The 18,959-nt window shown below is 50.2% G+C and carries 16 protein-coding genes; 13 read left to right on the forward strand and 3 right to left on the reverse strand.

Annotated elements, in window-relative coordinates:
• Positions 1-16 precede the first annotated feature (16 nt).
• The 6 genes from PZBJ_RS03260 (at position 17) to PZBJ_RS03285 (ending at position 6,822) form a co-directional block, all read left to right on the forward strand.
• Positions 17-1,411 (forward strand): LLM class flavin-dependent oxidoreductase, encoded by a 1,395-nt coding sequence (locus PZBJ_RS03260; RefSeq protein WP_101761169.1) that lies wholly within the window; start codon positions 17-19, stop codon positions 1,409-1,411.
• On the forward strand, positions 1,408-2,427 hold the full coding sequence (locus PZBJ_RS03265) for a methionine ABC transporter ATP-binding protein (protein ID WP_101761170.1): 1,020 nt from the start codon (positions 1,408-1,410) through the stop codon (positions 2,425-2,427). The genes PZBJ_RS03260 and PZBJ_RS03265 overlap by 4 nt, the downstream gene beginning before the upstream one ends.
• Positions 2,424-3,122, forward strand: a complete 699-nt coding sequence (locus PZBJ_RS03270; RefSeq protein ID WP_101761171.1) for a methionine ABC transporter permease — start codon at positions 2,424-2,426, stop codon at positions 3,120-3,122. The genes PZBJ_RS03265 and PZBJ_RS03270 overlap by 4 nt, the downstream gene beginning before the upstream one ends.
• On the forward strand, positions 3,119-3,994 hold the full coding sequence (locus tag PZBJ_RS03275; protein ID WP_101761172.1) for a MetQ/NlpA family ABC transporter substrate-binding protein: 876 nt from the start codon (positions 3,119-3,121) through the stop codon (positions 3,992-3,994). The genes PZBJ_RS03270 and PZBJ_RS03275 overlap by 4 nt, the downstream gene beginning before the upstream one ends.
• Before the next feature lie 177 nt (positions 3,995-4,171).
• On the forward strand, positions 4,172-5,611 hold the full coding sequence (locus tag PZBJ_RS03280; RefSeq protein ID WP_101761173.1) for an MFS transporter: 1,440 nt from the start codon (positions 4,172-4,174) through the stop codon (positions 5,609-5,611).
• A complete protein-coding gene (locus PZBJ_RS03285; RefSeq protein ID WP_101761174.1) occupies positions 5,608-6,822 on the forward strand; it encodes an acyl-CoA dehydrogenase family protein in 1,215 nt (404 codons plus the stop codon). Before PZBJ_RS03280 ends, PZBJ_RS03285 begins: the two co-directional genes overlap by 4 nt.
• 75 nt (positions 6,823-6,897) lie before the next feature.
• Here PZBJ_RS03285 and PZBJ_RS03290 read toward each other — a convergent pair whose 3' ends face one another.
• Positions 6,898-7,845, reverse strand: a complete 948-nt coding sequence (locus tag PZBJ_RS03290; RefSeq protein ID WP_101761175.1) for a sulfonate ABC transporter substrate-binding protein — start codon at positions 7,843-7,845, stop codon at positions 6,898-6,900.
• A 254-nt stretch (positions 7,846-8,099) separates the two neighbouring features.
• Here PZBJ_RS03290 and PZBJ_RS03295 point away from each other — a divergent pair, with 254 nt between their 5' ends.
• Positions 8,100-10,142 (forward strand): FUSC family protein, encoded by a 2,043-nt coding sequence (locus PZBJ_RS03295; RefSeq protein WP_101761176.1) that lies wholly within the window; start codon positions 8,100-8,102, stop codon positions 10,140-10,142.
• Positions 10,143-10,252: 110 nt separating this feature from the next.
• A complete protein-coding gene (locus tag PZBJ_RS03300) occupies positions 10,253-10,942 on the forward strand; it encodes an aspartate/glutamate racemase family protein (RefSeq protein ID WP_101761177.1) in 690 nt (229 codons plus the stop codon).
• Positions 10,943-10,980: 38 nt separating this feature from the next.
• Here the strand turns inward: PZBJ_RS03300 and PZBJ_RS03305 are convergent, their stop codons facing one another.
• Positions 10,981-12,048, reverse strand: coding sequence for a LacI family DNA-binding transcriptional regulator (locus PZBJ_RS03305; protein WP_101761178.1), 1,068 nt, complete (start codon positions 12,046-12,048; stop codon positions 10,981-10,983).
• A gap of 99 nt (positions 12,049-12,147) precedes the next feature.
• Here PZBJ_RS03305 and PZBJ_RS03310 point away from each other — a divergent pair, with 99 nt between their 5' ends.
• Complete coding sequence (locus tag PZBJ_RS03310; RefSeq protein WP_101761179.1) at positions 12,148-12,915, forward strand: YdcF family protein; 768 nt, start codon at positions 12,148-12,150, stop codon at positions 12,913-12,915.
• 30 nt (positions 12,916-12,945) lie between these two features.
• Here the strand turns inward: PZBJ_RS03310 and PZBJ_RS03315 are convergent, their stop codons facing one another.
• The gene (locus PZBJ_RS03315) at positions 12,946-13,857 is read right to left on the reverse strand and encodes a ketopantoate reductase family protein (RefSeq protein ID WP_101761180.1); all 912 of its coding nucleotides are present in this window, start codon (positions 13,855-13,857) and stop codon (positions 12,946-12,948) included.
• Between the two features lie 368 nt (positions 13,858-14,225).
• Between PZBJ_RS03315 and PZBJ_RS03320 the strand changes: the two genes are divergently transcribed.
• From PZBJ_RS03320 to PZBJ_RS03335, 4 genes are read left to right on the forward strand one after another with little or no spacing between them, the layout of a single operon-like run.
• Entirely contained in the window at positions 14,226-15,224 is a 999-nt protein-coding gene (locus PZBJ_RS03320; protein ID WP_101761181.1) for a ComEC/Rec2 family competence protein, read from the forward strand.
• Positions 15,221-16,345, forward strand: coding sequence for a hypothetical protein (locus PZBJ_RS03325; protein ID WP_101761182.1), 1,125 nt, complete (start codon positions 15,221-15,223; stop codon positions 16,343-16,345). The genes PZBJ_RS03320 and PZBJ_RS03325 overlap by 4 nt, the downstream gene beginning before the upstream one ends.
• Positions 16,346-16,353: 8 nt before the next feature.
• Positions 16,354-16,785, forward strand: a complete 432-nt coding sequence (locus PZBJ_RS03330; protein WP_101761183.1) for a hypothetical protein — start codon at positions 16,354-16,356, stop codon at positions 16,783-16,785.
• Positions 16,786-16,791: 6 nt separating this feature from the next.
• Entirely contained in the window at positions 16,792-18,849 is a 2,058-nt protein-coding gene (locus PZBJ_RS03335; RefSeq protein WP_101761184.1) for a hypothetical protein, read from the forward strand.
• The last annotated feature ends 110 nt before the right edge of the window (positions 18,850-18,959 follow it).

Genomic DNA, 18,959 nt, shown 5'->3' on the forward strand with positions numbered 1-18,959 from the left:
CGCTATGGAGATTGCTATGCCATCGCAACGTGAAATTCGCTTGAATGCATTTGATATGAACTGTGTCGGACACCAGTCGCCGGGCCTGTGGGCGCATCCGCGTGACCGTTCCTGGCAATATAAAGATCTGGAGTATTGGGTCGATTTGGCGCGCCTGCTGGAGCGCGGCAAATTTGACGGCCTGTTTATCGCTGACGTGCTCGGCGTTTACGATGTACTCAACGGCAACGGCGATGCGGCGATCCGCCAGGCGACGCAGGTGCCGGTCAACGATCCGTTAGCGCTGATTACGCCAATGGCGCTGGTGACCGAACACCTCGGCTTTGGTCTTACGGCGTCGCTGTCGTTTGAGCATCCCTATCCGTTTGCGCGCCGCTTATCCACGCTCGATCACCTGACCAAAGGCCGCATCGGCTGGAACATCGTCACCTCGTATCTGGAGAGCGGGGCACGCAACATTGGGCACAAAACCCAGACCGATCACGATAGCCGCTACGATTACGCCGACGAGTATCTGCAAGTGGTGTACAAGCTGCTGGAAGGCAGCTGGGAGCAGGATGCAGTATTGCGTGACCGCGAACGCCGTATCTTCAGCGACCCGCGTAAAATCCATCCCATCAATCATCAGGGCACCTTCTTCAACGTGCCGGGCATTCACCTGTGCGAACCATCACCGCAGCGCACGCCGGTGCTGTATCAGGCGGGCGCATCGAGTCGTGGCAAACAGTTTGCCGCAGAACATGCCGAATGCGTATTTGTTGCCGCGCCGTCGAAAGTGCTGCTGAAGAAAACCGTCGCCGATATTCGCCGCCGCGCGGCGGAAGCGGGGCGCGATCCTTACAGCATCAAAATCTTCAATCTGCAAACCGTGATTGTTGGCGAAACCGATCTGGCGGCGCAGGCGAAATGGAAAGAGTACACCAGTTGGGTCAGCTACGAAGGCGCGCTGGCACTGGTATCAGGCTGGACCGGTATCGACTTCGGCCAGTATCAGCCGGATCAGGTGCTGAAATATATCCACACCAATGCCATTCAATCGGCGGTCGAAACTTTCTCCACCGCCGATCCCGATCGTCAGTGGACGGTAAAAGCACTGGCGGATTGGGTCGGCATCGGCGGTTTTGGTCCGCTGATTGTCGGCAGCGCGGAAACCATCGCGGATGAGTTGCAAAGCTGGGTTGAAGAGACCGACGTAGATGGCTTCAACTTCGCCTACGCATTGACGCATGAAACCTTTGAAGATGTGGTGGAGCTGCTGATCCCGGAGCTGCAAAAGCGCGGCGTCTACAAAAAAGAGTACGCGCAGGGCACGTTGCGCGAGAAGTTATTCTCCGCCGGCCCGCAGCTGCAAGCACCGCATCCGGGCGCGGGCTATCGCGTTAAATCCTCCACGCCGCAGGAGGTCTCATGATCGAAATAGAACAGCTCAGCAAACACTATCGCGCGCCCGACGGCCGCATCACCGAGGTGCTGAAATCCATCAGCCTGCAAGTACCGCAAGCCAACATCACCGCGGTAGTTGGGCCGAGCGGCGCGGGTAAATCGACGCTGGCGAAGTGCATCAGCCTGCTGGAGCAACCGAGCGCCGGCAGCATCCGCGTTAACGGCAGCGATCTCTCTCGTCTGAATGGCGAAGCGCTGCGTCAGGCGCGTCGCTCAATTGGTACCGTATTCCAGTCTTCCGCGCTGCTGCAACGCAAAACCGCGTGGGAGAATATCGCCTTGCCGCTGCACTATCTTGGCGTGGTGGATCGCGATATCGCCGCGCGCGTGGGCGAACTGCTCGATAGCGTCGGCCTCAGCCACAAAGCCAAAGCCTATCCTGGCCAGCTTTCCGGTGGTCAGCGGCAGCGTATTGGTATCGCGCGTGCGCTGGCGTTGCGCCCGTCGGTGTTGCTGGCAGATGAAGCCACTTCAGGGCTCGATCCCGAAGCCACCGTCACCGTGCTAGACCTGCTGAAAAAACTGCGTGATGACTACAAGCTGGCGATTGTGCTGATCACCCATGAAATGGACGCGGTGCGTCAGGCGGCAGATGCGGTAGCGGAAATTCGCGACGGCCAAATCGTGCAGTATGGCGTGGTGAAAGAGCTGCTGGCGCAACCCGATTCGCTATTGGGGCAGCGCCTGTTCCCGTTGGCAGCGCAGGCGGGCGATGCCGAGCTGGTGTTGCAGCTCAGCTATCGCACCGATGTGCCGGTTGTCAGCGACTGGATTTCGCGCCTCAGCCAGCAGTTTGGTCTGCGTATTGATCTGCTCGGCGCGCACGTTGAGCAGGTGAATGGTCTGCAAGCTGGCCGCCTCAAGGTGGGCATTCACTATCAACAGGAACGCGTGCCGCTGGCGCGTTTGCTATTGCAGTTGGAACAGCTGGGCTTAGTTGCCAGCGTTTCGGGCAGCGTGTTGCCATTGCGGGAGGCGGTATGAGCGTATCAGTGATGAGTCAGGATACGCCGTGGCCAGAAATCCCGGCGCTGATGCTGCCCGCTCTGGGCGAAACCGCGTTGATGGTGGCGATCGTGATGCTGTTCGTGGTCACCTTCGGCGGCATCGTCGGCGTGGTGCTGTTCAACACCTCGGTGCGCGGTCTGTTTCCGCATCGCGGCATTAATAGAGTGTTGAGTTGGATCGTCAACATGGGCCGTTCGCTGCCGTTTCTGGTGCTGATGGCGGCCATCATTCCGTTCACCTTCTGGCTAACCGGCACCACCATCGGCATTCCCGCCGCCGTTGTGCCGATGATCGCCGCGGGTATTCCGTTCTTTGGCCGTTTGGTGGACAACGCGCTGCGTGAGCTGCCCGGTGAAGTCACGGCGGTGGGCTTGGTGTGCGGCGGTTCGCGCTGGCAGATCATCCGCTCGGCACAACTTAGCGAAGCGCTGCCGGCGATTGTGGCGGCAGTGACGCTCAACCTGATCTCAATGATTGAGTACTCCGCCATTGCCGGCACCATCGGCGCGGGCGGTATCGGCTATCTGGCGGTGGTGTACGGTTATCAGCGCTTCGACAACCACATCATGATCGCCACCATCGTGGTGCTGATCGCCTTAATTCAAACCATTCAATTTCTCGGCGACCGTTTGGTCACCGCATTACGCCATCCTCAGGGGACATCGTTATGACAACACAAGATTTCGAGCTGCGTAAAACCCGCCGCTGGCCGTGGCTGCTACTGATTATAGTGGTCGTTGTACTTGCAGCAGGCGGCTGGTTCTGGCGCAGCCAACAGGCGCAGGCGGTGGTCTTTGGCACCACGCTGAAGGTGCATTTTGAACCGGCGATGGCGGGCGAGCAGAAGCTGATTGAATACGTTGGCGAGCACATCGCGCCCGATTACGGCCTGAAGCTGGAGGCGGTTGGCGTGCAGGATCCGGTGCAAGCCGACCGCGCGGTAGCGGAAGGGCAGTATGCCGCCACCGTATATCAGCATCAGTGGTGGCTAAAGCAAGTGGTGGATGCCAACGGTTTTGCGCTCACCTCAACGCTGCCGCTGTTCCAGTGGGCGTTTGGCATCTACTCCGATCGCTACACATCGGTGGCGGATCTGCCGCAGGGCGCGACCATCGTGGTGCCGGATGATGGCGCCAATCAGGGCCAGGCATTATGGTTGCTGGCGCGTCAGGGTTTAATCACGCTCGATCCCAACGTCGAGCCGCGCACGGCCAAACTGAAGAACATTGTCGGCAATCCGCACGGTTTCGTGTTTAAAGAGCTCGATTTGCTGACCATGCCGCGTGCGCTCAACTCGGTGGATGCGGCGATTGGTTACGTTTCGCAATTTGATGCCGGTAAAGTGCCGCGCGAAAAAGGCATTCTCTTCCCGCCTGCGCCGCGCACTTTCGCCTCACAGCTGGTGATTGGCACGCCTTATCTGGACCAGGAAAACATTGAGAAGCTGAAAAAAGCCTTCTCCGATCCGCGCGTCCAGCAGTGGTTGAAGACCACCGACGATCCGCTGGTAAAAGGCGTGTTGGTGCCGGTCTCAGCCGAATAAATTGTTGTTGTTTGAACACCCGGACGCGTCAGGCGTGTCCGGGTTTTTGTGTTGGCTAAAAACCATTTATCTAATTGATTTTAATGTAAATTTATATCAAGAATTGTTGTTTTGGCGCAGGAAGAAAAACGCTTATAACAACCTCACCTGCACTACAAAACAACAACGTGAGGCGTTATGAGTTCTCTTCCTTTAGAAAACACCATTCCGGTTTCCGAACCGGTACGTTCGGTCAGTGATGTGGCAAGGCTGATCAACACTCGCACCAAAAATGACAACTACGCGCGCATGATTGTGTTCCTCGCGCTCGGCGGCGTGTTCCTCGACGCCTACGATCTCACCACGCTGTCGTACGGCATCGATGATGTGGTGCGCGAGTTTCAGCTCTCGCCGCTGCTCACCGGCTTAGTCACTTCCTCAATTATGGTTGGCACCATCGTCGGCAATCTGGTGGGCGGGTGGCTGACGGATAAATATGGCCGCTATTCGGTGTTCATGGCCGACATGCTGTTCTTTGTGGTTTCAGCGATTGCGGCGGGGTTAGCGCCGAACGTGTGGGTGCTGATTGGCGCGCGCTTCCTGATGGGCGTGGGCGTCGGCATCGATTTGCCGGTGGCGATGTCATATCTGGCGGAGTTCTCCAAATTCGCTGGTAAAGGCAACAAGGCATCCCGACTCGCAGCCTGGTGCCCGATGTGGTACGCCGCCTCAACGTTGTGCTTCCTGCTGATCTTCGCGCTCTACTTCCTGCTGCCGAAAGAGCATCTTGACTGGCTGTGGCGCGCGTCGCTGCTGTTCGGTGCGGTACCGGCGCTGCTGATCATCGCGGTGCGCAGCAAATTCATGAACGAATCGCCACTATGGGCGGCGAATCAGGGCGATCTGAAATCCGCGGTGCGCATCCTGCGTGATTCCTACGGCATTCACGCCCACGAAGCGGAACACGAAGCGCCACCGGCTGCTGCGGCACCGAAAGTGAGTTTCCGCGTGCTGTTTGAGAAACCGTGGCGCGAACGCACCATCGTCGCGGGCGTGATGAACATCTGTATCTCGTTTGAATACACCGCCATTGCCTTCTTCCTGCCGTCGATTCTGGCGCAGTTCCTCGGCGCGGGCGTGTTTGAAACCATCTCGGCATCGCTGGGACTCAACGCGCTGTTCGCCTTTACCGGCGGCCTGCTTGGCATGCGTCTGGCGTGGAAATATCCGTCGCGCCACGTCGCGATTGCTGGCTTTGCCCTGCAATTCTTTACGCTGATCGCGCTGGCGTTAATTGGTCATCCGCAAGCCATCGCCGGAATCGTCTTTGCAGTTTTGATGCTCGGCTTGTGGCTGTTTGCCGAGGGCTTCGGGCCGGGCGCGCAGCTGATGGTCTATCCAGCGCTTTCCTATCCAACCTCAATTCGCGCCACCGGCGTGGGCTTCAGCCGCGCGCTTTCCGGCATCGGTAGCGCGTTAGCGCTGTTCATCCTGCCGCTTCTGCAAGCCGTGCTCGGCACCAATATGTTTTGGGTGGTATCGCTGGCAGCGATCATCCCGATCTTCTTCCTGCTGGCGGTGCGCCACGAGCCCACGCTGCATGACATCGACGATCTTTCACCTCAGGAGTCACCATGAGCTTACTGGCAACAGGCACCGATTATGAGGCGCTGACGGCGCACTTCCGGCCGATTTTCGCGCGCATCGCTGAAGGAACGGTAGCACGCGAGCGGGAACGTACTTTGCCGCATCAACCGATTAGCTGGCTGAAAGAGGCGGGATTCGGCACGGTGCGCATTCCGCAAGAGAAGGGCGGTTGGGGCGCATCGCTGCCGCAGCTGTTCCAGCTGTTAACCGAGCTGGCAGAAGCCGACTCGAATCTGCCGCAGGCGCTGCGCGCGCATTTCGCTTTTGTCGAAGATCGATTGAATCAGCCGGATAGCGCGGAACGCGATCGCTGGTTTGGCCGTTTTATTGATGGCGAGCTGGTGGGCAGCGGCTGGACGGAAATTGGCACGGTAAAACTTGGCGATGTCATCACGCGCGTCACGCCAGGCGAAAGCGGCTGGACGCTGAGCGGCGAGAAGTTTTACAGCACCGGCACGCTGTTCGCCGACTGGATTGATGTCTATGCGCGCCGCAATGACAATCAGGGCGACGTTATCGCTCTGGTGAACACTCACCAACCCGGGGTGATGCGTGAGGACGACTGGGACGGCTTTGGCCAGCGCTTAACCGGCAGCGGCACCACGCGTTTCGCTAACGCCCATGTCGAGCAGGAACACGTCTACGATTTCGCCACCCGCTTCCGTTATCAAACCGCCTTTTATCAGCATGTCTTGCTGGCAACGCTGGCGGGAATTGGCCGTGCGGTGGCGCGCGACGGTGCGCAGGCGGTGGCGGCGCGAAATCGGGTTTACAGTCACGGCAACGGCGGTGTTGCGCGTCAGGATGCGCAGATTCTGCAGGTGATCGGGCAAATCACCAGCCTGGCGTTTGCGGTGGAAGCCACGGTGATCCGCGCGACACATTCACTGCAATCAGCATATGTTGCCCACGTCAGCAACGATGAAGCGCAAATTGCCGCCGCGAATGTGCTGGCCGAAGCCGAAGCGGGGCAGGCGCAGGTGATTGCCAGCGAATGGGTGACGCGCGCCGCCACCGAGCTGTTTAACGCACTGGGCGCATCGGATACGCGCGTCAGCAAAGCGCTGGATCGTCACTGGCGCAACGCGCGAACTCTGTCATCACATAATCCGGTGGTGTACAAAGCGCGTGATATCGGCGACTGGAAAGTGAATGGCACCGCACCGACGGGGATTTGGCAGATTGGCAGGGGCGAGGGCTGATAAAACCCGGTGCGCGTAAATGCGCACCGGGCATGTAAGGTCGCTATTCATGACGACCTGGTTGTTGGTAATGACTTACTTCTTATCCAGCGACCAGGTCGCGCTGCGCACATCCACTTTCACCGGCAACAGTCCCACGCGCGTAAAGGTATCCGCTAACGCCTGCTGCTCATCAAACACCTGCGGCGACATGCGTGACGCGCCGTAAGGCAGGCGCTTAATGGTGGTTTGCCAGATGGCTTTATCCAGGCCGGTTGATTTCGACAGAATCGCTGCCGCGTCATCCGGGTTCTTGTTGGCCCAATCGCTGAGTTTGCTCAACTCATCGACAACCTGTTTCGCAGTATCAGGATGACCTTCCGCGAAAGGACGGCTGGCGAGATAGAAAGTGTAATGTGGCACTAATCCTTCCGCATTGCGGATTTCACGCGCACCGGCATTGGCTTCCACTTCGGCAAGGTACGGATCCCAAATCACCCATGCATCAATCGCGCCTTTCTGGAAAGCCGCGCGTGCATCGGCGGGCGGCAGATACACCGGCGTCACGTCTTTGTAGTTAAGCCCCGCATCTTCCAGCGCTTTCACCAGCAGATAGTTAACGTCAGAGCCTTTGTTCAGACCGACACGTTTACCTTTCAAATCCGCCACGCTCTTAATGGCAGAATCTTTTGGCACCACGATGGCTTCGGTTTTTGGGTTAGCCGGTGAATGCCCAAGATAGATCAAATCGGCTTTCGCTGCCTGGGCGAAGGCCGGTGGCGCATCGCCGGTTGCCGCCAAATCAATGCTGCCAACGTTTAAGCCTTCCAGCATCTGCGGGCCCGCCGGGAACTCCACCCAGCGGATAGCGATACCTTCCTTCTTGAAGGTTTCATCCAGCGTGCCGCGATATTTCAGCAGGGCAAAGATGTTGGCTTTTTGATAGCCGATGGTGACGGTTTCTGGGTTAGCGGCAAAAGCGTGCGTGGAGAGCAGGCCAAAGCTGAGAGCTAAAGCGCTCAGGACAGGAAGTTTTGCTTTCATGATGATTCTCGAGTGGTTTTTTTGCCACCTTAGCAAAGCCCTTATATAACCAATAAATAACTAATTTCGATCGCTTATAACTATTATCTATGTGATCTGGATCATTCACTGTAATCAGCAAACGCGTCCGCCATTTCCATAGATGCCCATATAATTAGCACGTTAATAATTTGTATAACAAATCAAAATGCCATTGCCAAATGCTTCTGTCAGGATAAGCCATTCCGCTGCCTGCATAAGGTTTTACCCGTTCTATGAAGTGGTTTTCACGAAGCGCAATGCTGTTCTCTGCCAAAACCTGTCTTGCTGCCTTTCTGGCTTTTTACATTGCTCTGGAACTCAATCTCGATAAACCGGCCTGGTCACTGACTACAGTGTACGTTGCCTCGCAGCTCTATTCGGGATCGACGGTATCGAAATCGGTTTTCCGTTTCTTCGGCACCCTGCTGGGCGGCTTGTTTACGCTACTGATCTACCCCGCCACGGTGCAAGATCCGCTGCTGTTCAGCCTGTGCATTTCGCTTTGGGTGGCGGTTTGCCTCTATCTTTCGCTGCATGACCGCACGCCGAAGAGCTATGTGTTTATGCTGGCGGGCTACAGCGCGGCGATCATGGGTTTTCCCGATGTGGTGTCGCCATCGGCCATCACCTACACGGTGATCTCGCGTGTTGAGGAGATCACCGTCGCCATCGTCTGCAGCAGCCTGGTGCATCGCGTGCTGTGGCCGGTCTCGATGCGCAATCTGTTAGAGCAGAGCGTGAACCTGTGGTATCAGAACGCGCGCAAGCTGTGCAGCGAACTGGTCACGGCGATGCCCGCTGAGAAGTCGGTGGAGCGCGAAGATATCCTGATTCAGATGGCCAACTATCCGCTTAACGTCGAAACGCTCATCACGCACTGCGTGTATGAAGGCGATGACGCGCGGCGTCTGGTGCGCTTAGTCAGCGTGCAGTATCAGCATCTCTCCTATTTCATCCCCACGCTGACGGCAATTGAATCGCGCCTCAATTTGCTGGCGCAGCAGCAAATCCGTTTTCCCGACTTTATCGCCGAGGTGTTTCACCAATTTTTGCTGTGGCTAAATGGTGAAGATCAGCTGCCGGTGCGCGACCAGCTCAGCCACGCGCAAGATCAGCTGAAACGGGCGTGGCAACAGGGCAGGCTCAACAGTGAAGAGAGCATTTTGCTGAGCGGATTGCTGGAGCGCCTACTCAACTTTGTGCGCATCGTTGATGCCTACCTAAGCGTGAGCGAGCGCGTCAGTGAATGGACGCCCGCGGTTAAAGCCGGAAAAATGGCGCGCGCGCACAAACACGTCGATAAGGGTTTGTTGCTGCTGTCGTCGTTTACCGCATTTATTGCCACCTTCGTTACCTGCGTATTTTGGATCGGCAGCGGCTGGGTAGATGGTGCCACCGCACCGATGATGGCGGCGGTGCTGTGCTCCTTCTTTGCTGGCATGGACAGCCCGATTGCGCCGATGAAACTGTTCCTGAAAGGGGTGCTGATTTCTGTGGTGATCAGCCTGCTATATATCACTTTGCTGATTCCGCAGGCGGTGACCTTCGAAGCGCTGGTGATTTGCCTTGCGCCGGGCTTGCTGGCGCTGGGATTGGTTATCGCCAATCCGTCAACCAACCTGATTGGTCTGATTGTCGCCACGCAGATTCCCGGGCTGATTGGCATGAGCCACAACTTCAAGCCCGATCTACAGCTTATAGTGAACGCTATTCTTTCGACGCTGGTGGGCATTACCTTCGCGGTGGTAATCAAGGCGCTGATCCGCAACAAGCGCCCGTCGTGGACCGCCAAACGCGCGGTGCGCAAAGGTATCCGCGAGCTGCTGCAGTTTATCGCCACGGTGCGGCTCAACAGCGTCACGCTGACCGCGCGTCAGCAGTTTGTTTCGCGCACGCTGGATAAGGTCAACATTATTCTGCCGCGTAAGCGTGTCGATCCGGTGCCAGAGTTGGTCTCCGGCGGCAATCTGATTGCCGAAGCCTGGCTGGGCGCAAACTGCTACGACTATTACACGCGTCATCGTGAACTGCTGCTGGCGCATCACATCGAAAGCGCGGCGATGTTCCATGAGCTGAGCCAGTTTCTTAAGCGTCGGTTAAAATCGCTGCAAACCACGCCGCAGCCGGAATTGTTAGCGGAATTGAATACGTTGTTGCTGCGGCTGGAAGCGGCAGCGTTGCAGGAGAACACGCTGTTTGCGCCAATGTTCCACCTGTTCAATATTCGCTTATCGTTGTTTCCTGCAGCGCGCTGGCCGGAAAAGTTTGCGCAATAAATTGCGCCGCTACACGAACATTGCGCGTTTCGGTAGCGGCGCGATTTATCGCGCAGTTTGTCTTTTTCGCTTACAGTGCTGAGCAGCATGTTTAAAACGGAGTTAAGCAGATGAAAATGATCGGTTTGATTGGCGGGATGAGCTGGGAATCCACCGCGCTCTATTACCGTATTATCAATGAGCAGGTGAAGCAGCAGCTGGGCGGTTTGCACTCCGCGCGCAGCCTGATGTACAGCGTCGATTTCCATGAAATCGAAAAGCTACAGGCCGCTGGCGAGTGGCAAAAAGCGGGCGAGATCCTGGCAGAAGCGGCGCTCAGTCTGGAAAAGGGCGGCGCGGATTTTATTGTGCTCTGCACCAACACCATGCACAAAGTCGCGCAGCAGATCACTGATGCGGTCCGCATTCCGCTGCTGCATATTGCCGATGCCACCGCACAACGCATTCGTCAGGCGGGCGTAAAAAAAATCGGCTTGCTAGCAACGGCGTTCACCATGGAACAGGAATTCTACAAAGGCCGACTTAATCAGTCGGAGATCGACGTTTTGGTTCCCGATGCAGCCGGTCGTAAAGTGGTGCACGACATCATTTATCAGGAACTCTGTCTTGGCGTGATCCGCGATGAATCTCGCGCGCAATACCGCAAGATTATTGCTGAGCTGGTGGAGCAGGGCGCAGAGGCGATCATTCTCGGCTGCACCGAAATCACCTTGCTGGTAAAAGCGGAAGATGCCAGCGTGCCGCTGTTCGATACCACCTTGATTCACGCAGAAGACGCCGTAAAACTCGCACTCGGGTAATTACGACCAGGTGCGCAAATTCGCGCACCTAAACTTATTTATGAGGTGCGCTTTAACTTGCGCGCCAACACCTGCAACTGCTGCGCAATCTCCGCCACATCCACCTCATCTTGCTGCGGCGTCGCGGTGGTTTCCCGCAACACTAACTCGGTTTCCAGCGTCTCCTCTGCCATATCGCCACCTTCCAGCTGCGCCAGCAAGCGATCCACGCTTACCGCGCCCAACTGCTGCAAATCCTGACGCACGGTGGTTAATGGCGGCTGATACCACGCGCTTTCCGCGGTATCGTCGTAGCCAATCAGCGAAATCTCCGCCGGGATCTTCACGCCGTGCTGATGCAGCGCGCGCATCGCGCCGAGCGCCATTTGATCGTTAGCCACCAGCAGCGCTTGCGGCAGAGTGTTGGGCAACCGCGCCAGCAGCGCCTGATAACCCGATGCCGCGCTCCAGTCACCGCTCAGCACGCAGAATGGCTTGAGCTGATGCGCCGCCAGCGCCTGTTGCCACGCGGCGAAACGCGCGCGCGCCGAGGCAGAACTTTCCGGTCCATTTAACACGCCAATCTGGCGATGGCCGAGCGCCACCAGATGATCGACCGCCTGCTGCGCACCGGATTCGCTCTGATACTGGCATTGCGCCACTTCAGCGCTGCGCTCCACATCGAGAAACAGCACCGGCTTGTTGTCGCACTGTTGCTGAATCTGCGCAGCCTGCGCCGCATCGAGCGGCAGGTTAATGAGCAGCGCATCCACGCGCTGCGCCAGCAGTTCATTCACTGTATCCTGCGGCGCATTATCGGGATTCGCCATGGCGATAACCAGATGATAACCCTGCGCCGCCGCCCGTTGCTGAATCGCCGAAGCGATCTGCGCGGGCGCCATCAAGGCTAAATCGCTGGTGGCGAGACCCAGCGTGCGGGTGTTTTTGCCCGCCAGCTGCTGCGCCACGCGATTCGGCACATAGTTGAGCTGCTGCATCGCGGCTACTACTTTGGCGCGGGTGCGCGGCGAAACCTGCTCGGAATGGTTGAGGACGCGGGAAACGGTTTGATAAGAAACCCCAGCCAGATGAGCAACATCATCGAGGGTTACGGAGCGCGCAGTCATGAATCTCTCCTGAAGATTAAGCTGCGAGTGTAGCAAATTTTTCCCTGCCGACACGCACTTAAGCCGCTACACTGCCAAAGGTAAAAAGAGGAGAACCGGATGCAGCTCAATAACCATCAGATTCAGGATATCAACACCCTGGCGGCCTGGCTGGCGCTGGATCAGATGCCACAAGATGGCACGCTCGACATCGATTTAGCCATTCTCGCTGGTCACGCGGTCCTGCCGAACGTGGAAGCGGTGATTGCCGTGGCGAAAAAGTATCAGCTACCGTTATTGATCAGCGGCGGCACCGGTCACTCAACCTCGCTGCTGGTGGAGATGCTCGCCGCACATCCGCTGTATCGCCAAATCGACAGCAAAGGCAAAAGCGAAGCCGAGTTGCTGGGCGATGTCGCCCGCGTATTTGCCGCGCTGCCGGACGATTTGCTGCTGCTGGAAACCGCCTCACGCAACTGCGGGGAAAACGCCGCCTTCAGCCAAAAGCTGCTGGATGAGCACAGCTGGCAGCCGCAGCGTGTGCTGCTGGTGCAGGATCCGCTGATGCAGCGTCGCACCTGGGAAACCTTCCGCTATCAATGGCGCGATCGTGCGGATGCACCGGAATTTATCAGCTGGCCGGTATTTATGCCGCAGGTGATGATGGACGCGGGCATGCTGCGCATCATCGGCGCGCCGCCGCAAGGATTGTGGTCGATGGAGCGTTTTCTGTCGCTGCTGATGGGTGAAATCCAGCGCCTGCGCGACGATGAAAACGGCTACGGGCCGCGCGGAAAAGGTTTTCTTGGCCACGTCGAGGTGCCAGAAGCGGTGGAAGCCGGTTGGCAACGCCTGAAGCAGTTGCCCGGCGTGCAGTCACGGTTGTGATGTTTCGGTCGCCATGAATGGCGACCAACGTTATCGGTTCTGCACATACACCTGCAAATTGACATACACCGCGTTCAGCAACGGCGTCACTACGCCGCTGCGTGCCCCGCGCACCAGCAGATCGCCAATCACCTGATCGGATTCAATCTCAAAGCCCTGGGTTAAATCGCGGTACATCGACGAGGTCATCGCCGCTTGAGGATTGTTCAGCGTCTCATAAATCTTCGCCGTCACCGCCGGACGCTGCTGATAACCGTCCGCACTTAGCACCGCCAACACTTCACCAAAAACGCCTTGCAGCAGCGCTTCGCCACCTTGTGACGTCAGCACCTGTTGCGTATTGCCACGCGCGATACAACACACCGCACCCAGCGTGCTGAGCAGCAACCATTTTTCCCACAGCTCGCTGATGATGTTGTCGGCAAACACCGTATCAAACTGCGCCGCACGCAGCGCTTCATCCACGCGCTGCAAACGCGCATCGTTGTGACCGTCCAGCGCGCCGTAATAGAGAATATGCAGCGGTGTCATCTGCATCACTTCGCCATTTTCTCCCAGCGTGGCGTTGATTTTGCACAAGCCGCCAATCACCTTGTCCCCGAAGCGCGCGCGCAGCGTATCGAAATGCCGCATGCCGTTGAGGATCGGCATGATCAGCGTGTCCGGACCGACGGCGGGCGCGATGTCATTCATCGCCTGATCCAGCGCGAAGCTTTTCACCGTCAAAATAATCAGATCGTAATGGCCATCAAGCGAACCGGCCTGCGCCAGCTGCGGCTGAATCACTTCGCTGCCGCCGGGCGTTTTCAGCACCAGACCGGTTTGCTGCAACTGTTGAAAACGGCGCTCGCGCACCAGAAAAGTCACATCACGTCCTGCTTGCGCCAGACGTGCACCAAAATAGCCGCCGGTGGCGCCGGCGCCCACTACCAGAATACGCATGGTCAATTTTCCCGTTGAGAGTGAAAGTCTTACCTTAAAGTGCAAGAAGTTCTCGCGCAATTAAGAATCATATGAAGTTATAGATTTTAACTCTATTTAGCTTTTTATTGGCGAGATGAAAATCTTCTATGGAACATTTATTTGGTAATAAGACAATTAATTTGATTCAAGCTCGAATTGAGCAAGTTTTTACAATTAGTGAGACAATCAAAGGTCATGATGACCACTTGATGTGATTGATATCATATTCAGAAGGCTAAATAGAATTACAGGGTAGTGATTATATGTACAGTGTTTTTTTGAACAGTACTAATTGAACATACTTAATGATAAGATTTATAGTCCTTATTATTTCATGGATGACAAATATGAAGATTACCATTTTTAAAGCTGGAAAAGGAGATTCGCTGCTCGTAGAGTGGAATAATAATAAAATGCTTGTTGACAGTGGTACCCCATCAACAATAAATAAAAAGAAGAATCACAACTTTCCCTCTACAGAATGTTTAGATTTTTGTATTTTCACACATATTGATTATGATCATATCGGCGGATTTTTGAAAATAATTTCCAAATCGGAAGTTAATCCTTTCAAAAAGGAGATGGTCATATATGGAAATTGCTTTCAAAATATCTCGATCGATAATGACGAGTTTGTAGGGTTTAAACATGGAGTGCTACTTCAGGATGAGCTTATTAGACTCGGATTAGACAGTAATAGAATGATTAGTGGTAATTTTTTCGAACTAAATGGAGCATTATTAACGGTTCTCTCGCCTGAAAGACAACATTTAGATTTGTTATTGGAAAAGTGGGATGGTCATATAAAATCCAATGAATCTTTTAAAATAGAAAATGAATACGTTTCTGTTAACGATAAAGAGTTTTATGTTGAACTAGTAAATGAGAGTTTAACGCCAATGCTTGATTTAGAAAATGATATAATTAACGTTACATCAATTGCATTTTTATTTGAACATGAAAGAAAAAGAGTAATGTTCTTAGCTGACTCACATCCAAAAATTGTTTATGATAACGTCAAAAAATTACTCGATTGTAGAGGCGAAAAATTTTTAGATGTGGATCTAATAAAGTTATCGCATCATGGTAGTAGATATAACACTTCTAATGAGTTGCTTTCAGTATTAAAGTGCAATAGATTCATAATCTCAACTGATGGTAGTGAACCATATAATCACCCGCATCATCAAACATTATCAATGTTAATAGCTTCAGCGATAGATCAGGGTTTTGAAGATTTGTATTTATATTTTAATTATGAAAGAGCTTCTGATTTTATCATATTAAATGAAGATAATTTAAACATTAAAATTTATAAAATTGTATGTGTAGAGGTGATATTATGATAGGGACTTCAATCAATATAATGAAAGATGTATGTGCCCATGTTTACTTAAACGGAATTTTTTCTGGGTGTGCCATAATTTTTTCTAATAATAATATTATTTATTTGGTTACAGCTTTCCATGTGGTAAAGCCTATCATCATGCACGAACCTATAAATTTAGAATGTATAGCAATCCAAGATGAAAACGGAAGGTTTTTTTCTATCTCAAGCATTAGATCAGATAAATCAAGCTGGGAAAAAACAGATATTGTAATGTGTATTTTGAATGGTCCTATTGATGGTTTACGGGATCTGTTTTTTTTGTCAGAATCACCAAAACCACATTTCAAATTAATGTCTAGGGTTAAAAGTAATAGTATTAAACAACCTTCCGCTATCTTTTCCTTACATCAAAATGAAAATGTCAACAATGATTTTTTTCTTTTTACAACTGACAAAGCACTCATGGAAAATTCTAGTGGAGATGTTGGTGCTACAGCCTTAAAAGGTATCTCAGGTTCAGGCGTGTTTTTAATGGAACATAACTCTCTTGTTTTAGTCGGTATTATTTCATCAATTCCAGATGAAGCTATGCTGGGTAAAATAAAGTGTTGCTGTACATCAGCTTTGATAAAATTAGAACCTAATCTGAAAAAACATGATGATCAATCAGGTTATGGAATCAATAATTTGTTATTCAACATAGAATTAATTCGGAGAGAAACAATGGAGAAAACAATTTCATCATGGGAGTCTAATCCTGAAAATGTTATTTTCTCCAATAATATTGATCGTAAAATAAATGAATTATTGCCTGATTATAAAGTCACCGCTGAAAAAATAAAAATAGTATGCAATTTGCTTAATGGAAATAGTTTGTTAAATGAAATTTCAAAGGTTAATTTTCTTAAATCTGCCTATGAACAAGCAAATGTCATTTTCGATGGAAGAGATCTGAATGTTTTCTTTAGTGACGCAAGTAGCGCACATGCAGAATATAAAAAAATACATAATGATTATATGAATATATTGGCAGATAAATTGATTCCATTAGGAATGAGTCGTGATGAAATCCTTCTTTTGAGTAGTAAAGATATAGCGACTTGGCTTGGGAATTGTGATCTAGATTTTATCAAGTAGGACTAAATATGATTAATATGAAAATAAGTAAAAGACGTGTGGTTTCAGATAGCCATAATACTACAGATATTTTTGTTGTGATAATCATGTTTTGTGTATTCCATGCGCTTAAGGGCAAAAGGAAATCGGTGAATTTAGATTATCTATATTTTTGTTTTGAAAGTGTTATTAATTCAGATGTGCTAGATGATGTCAAATTCGTCAAGCCATGGGGTATAAATAAATCATTAAAGCCAATTTTAATAATGATGGTAAAGCAAGGTTTATTGAATTTTCAAGTTAAAAACTACAATTTAGAAATACTTATATCCGAATACGGAATTCTATATCTTAATGAAATAATGCAAAATTCCTTGTTTACAGAAATAAATGAAAGTGCCGCCTCCGTGACTCAAAAAATAAGTGCGGTTAAGTTGAATAAGCAAAAGTTTATTTGGTGAATAAAAATGGAAATAGTAAAGGTCAGTGCGAGATTAGACGTTAAAAATGATATAAGACAATTTGGTTTTGATGTGAATTTCAAATCAGGATTGAATATTATATCGGGTCACAATTCAAGTGGTAAATCGACAATTATCTCAAGTATTTATTATTGCCTGGGTATGGAGCAATTATTAGGCGGTAATAGGGCTTCCGTTTTAGATCTAAGTTTACAAAAGAAATTTGAGTTTTCTGGCCGGTCATATGAAGTTCTGCAATCTACTACTGAACTTACTATAAAAAATTTGGATAGAAAGGCGACTTTAAAAAGATATATAAAATCATTTGATGATGAATCTAAGAATAAAATAATAATTACAGAAAGTGGAATTAAAAAAAGCTTTTATTTGCACTCTCAAGGAGATCATGAACGTGACGAGGGATTTTATAAGTGGTTGTGCGAATTTATTGGAATTGTACTCCCAAAAGTTGAAGATATAGATAATGGCATCGTAAAAACAATTTACTTACAGAATATTTTTCCATGCGCATTAATTGAACAAACTAAAGGTTGGTCTGATTTCTTTGCACAAATGCCTAATTTTGGGATTAAAGATTCCAAGCAGAAACTTGTGGAATTTCTTCTTGACCTTGAGAGTTTGAAAAATGAATTCCAATACGACGTGCTAAAGCAAAAAGAAACAAAAGTTAAGCAAGAGTGGGTTGATCGCTATTCTAACATTGAAAAAATATGTAATTCAAATGGTCTAATAATTAGGGGTATTGATCCGGATATATCATCTAATACTTTAAGAAAAATATTTTCAGCGAAACTGAGACAGGCAGTTAGTGATGATGCTTTATCATTAGATTCTTATATTGAAAAGTTAATAGAAGAGAAAAATGTCTTAGTGGTGGAGTCAAAAAATATAACTTCTCATGAATTATCTTCTGAAGTTAAAAAAAATGTTGGCAGAGTGAGGTATGAGCTATCTCAATTTAATAGGCAATTAGGGATTATCAATAAGGAAATAGCAAATGAAAAGTTGAAATTTATTTCGTATAAAGATTCATTGCAAAAAATAAATATAGAAATTCAGAGAATCGATAGTGCTATAAAATTGGAGGATTTCTACTCATTGTCTGAAAATATTGAAAATTGTCCACTATGCGATAATGAACTTGCATTAGATCAAAGATTGAATATAGCTGATTCTAAAATTGATCTTAAAGAATCATTAGTGTTTTTGAAGTCGCAAAGAAATTTGTACGAATCATATTTTGTTAAATACAATAAACTTATTGAGGATTTCGAAGGTATAAACGAATTTATAAGTTCTAAGATTGCCGATAAAAAAGATGAACTTAAATATATTATGAAAGATGTGAACTCAGTTGACCATTCACTTGTAAGACTTAATGTGTATAAAACAATCTCTATTGAAAATGATATTAAAAATCATTTGAAGATAAAGAAAGATTTTGAAAAAATAAAATCAGACCTAAAGTGTCTTTTAATTGAATTAGATGAAATTAATGATAAAAAAGATGAACTTAAAATTTCCGATAAAAGTGATAACATTAAAATAAACGTTTTCAAAGAGGAGATGAAAAGATTACTTTATAAAGATTATTTTTACTACACTAGCAATGAAGTTGAAAATATAACAATCAAGAATAAATCTCCTTCAAGGTTACTGCCAGTAGTAGAGATTAAAGGTGATGTACAAAACGTTCGCCTTAGTTCTTCTGCAAGTGATTTTATTAGAGTACAATGGGCATTTTATTTAACTTTACTTAAGATCTCCAAAAATCATCCAGGATTTGTTGTGTTTGATGAGCCCGGACAACATGCAATGAATTTAGAAAGTATGATTTCTCTTTTAAAATACTCCTCAAAAATTAACAAGCAAGTAATCATGTGTATTTCAAAAGAGACAAGAAATGATAGTGACACAAAGAATTATAATAGATTGTTGAGTAGTTTGGATGAACTCTACCCTTGTCATTTAATTGATATCGATTCAAATAAAAATGCTAATAAATGTATATCCCCACTTGAATCTATAGGTTTAGAACAGTAAAGCTCAAAAAAAAGGCTCAAACTGTTCGTATTTACTCGTACAATAGGTTTAGGCTGTTGCGCAGCGGCGGGCAATGGTGCGCGCCGCAGAACGAGTCGAATGACTAAGGA

Origin of the sequence: Pantoea endophytica, from assembly GCF_002858935.1 — a bacterium.
Lineage (GTDB): Bacteria > Pseudomonadota > Gammaproteobacteria > Enterobacterales > Enterobacteriaceae > Pantoea > Pantoea leporis.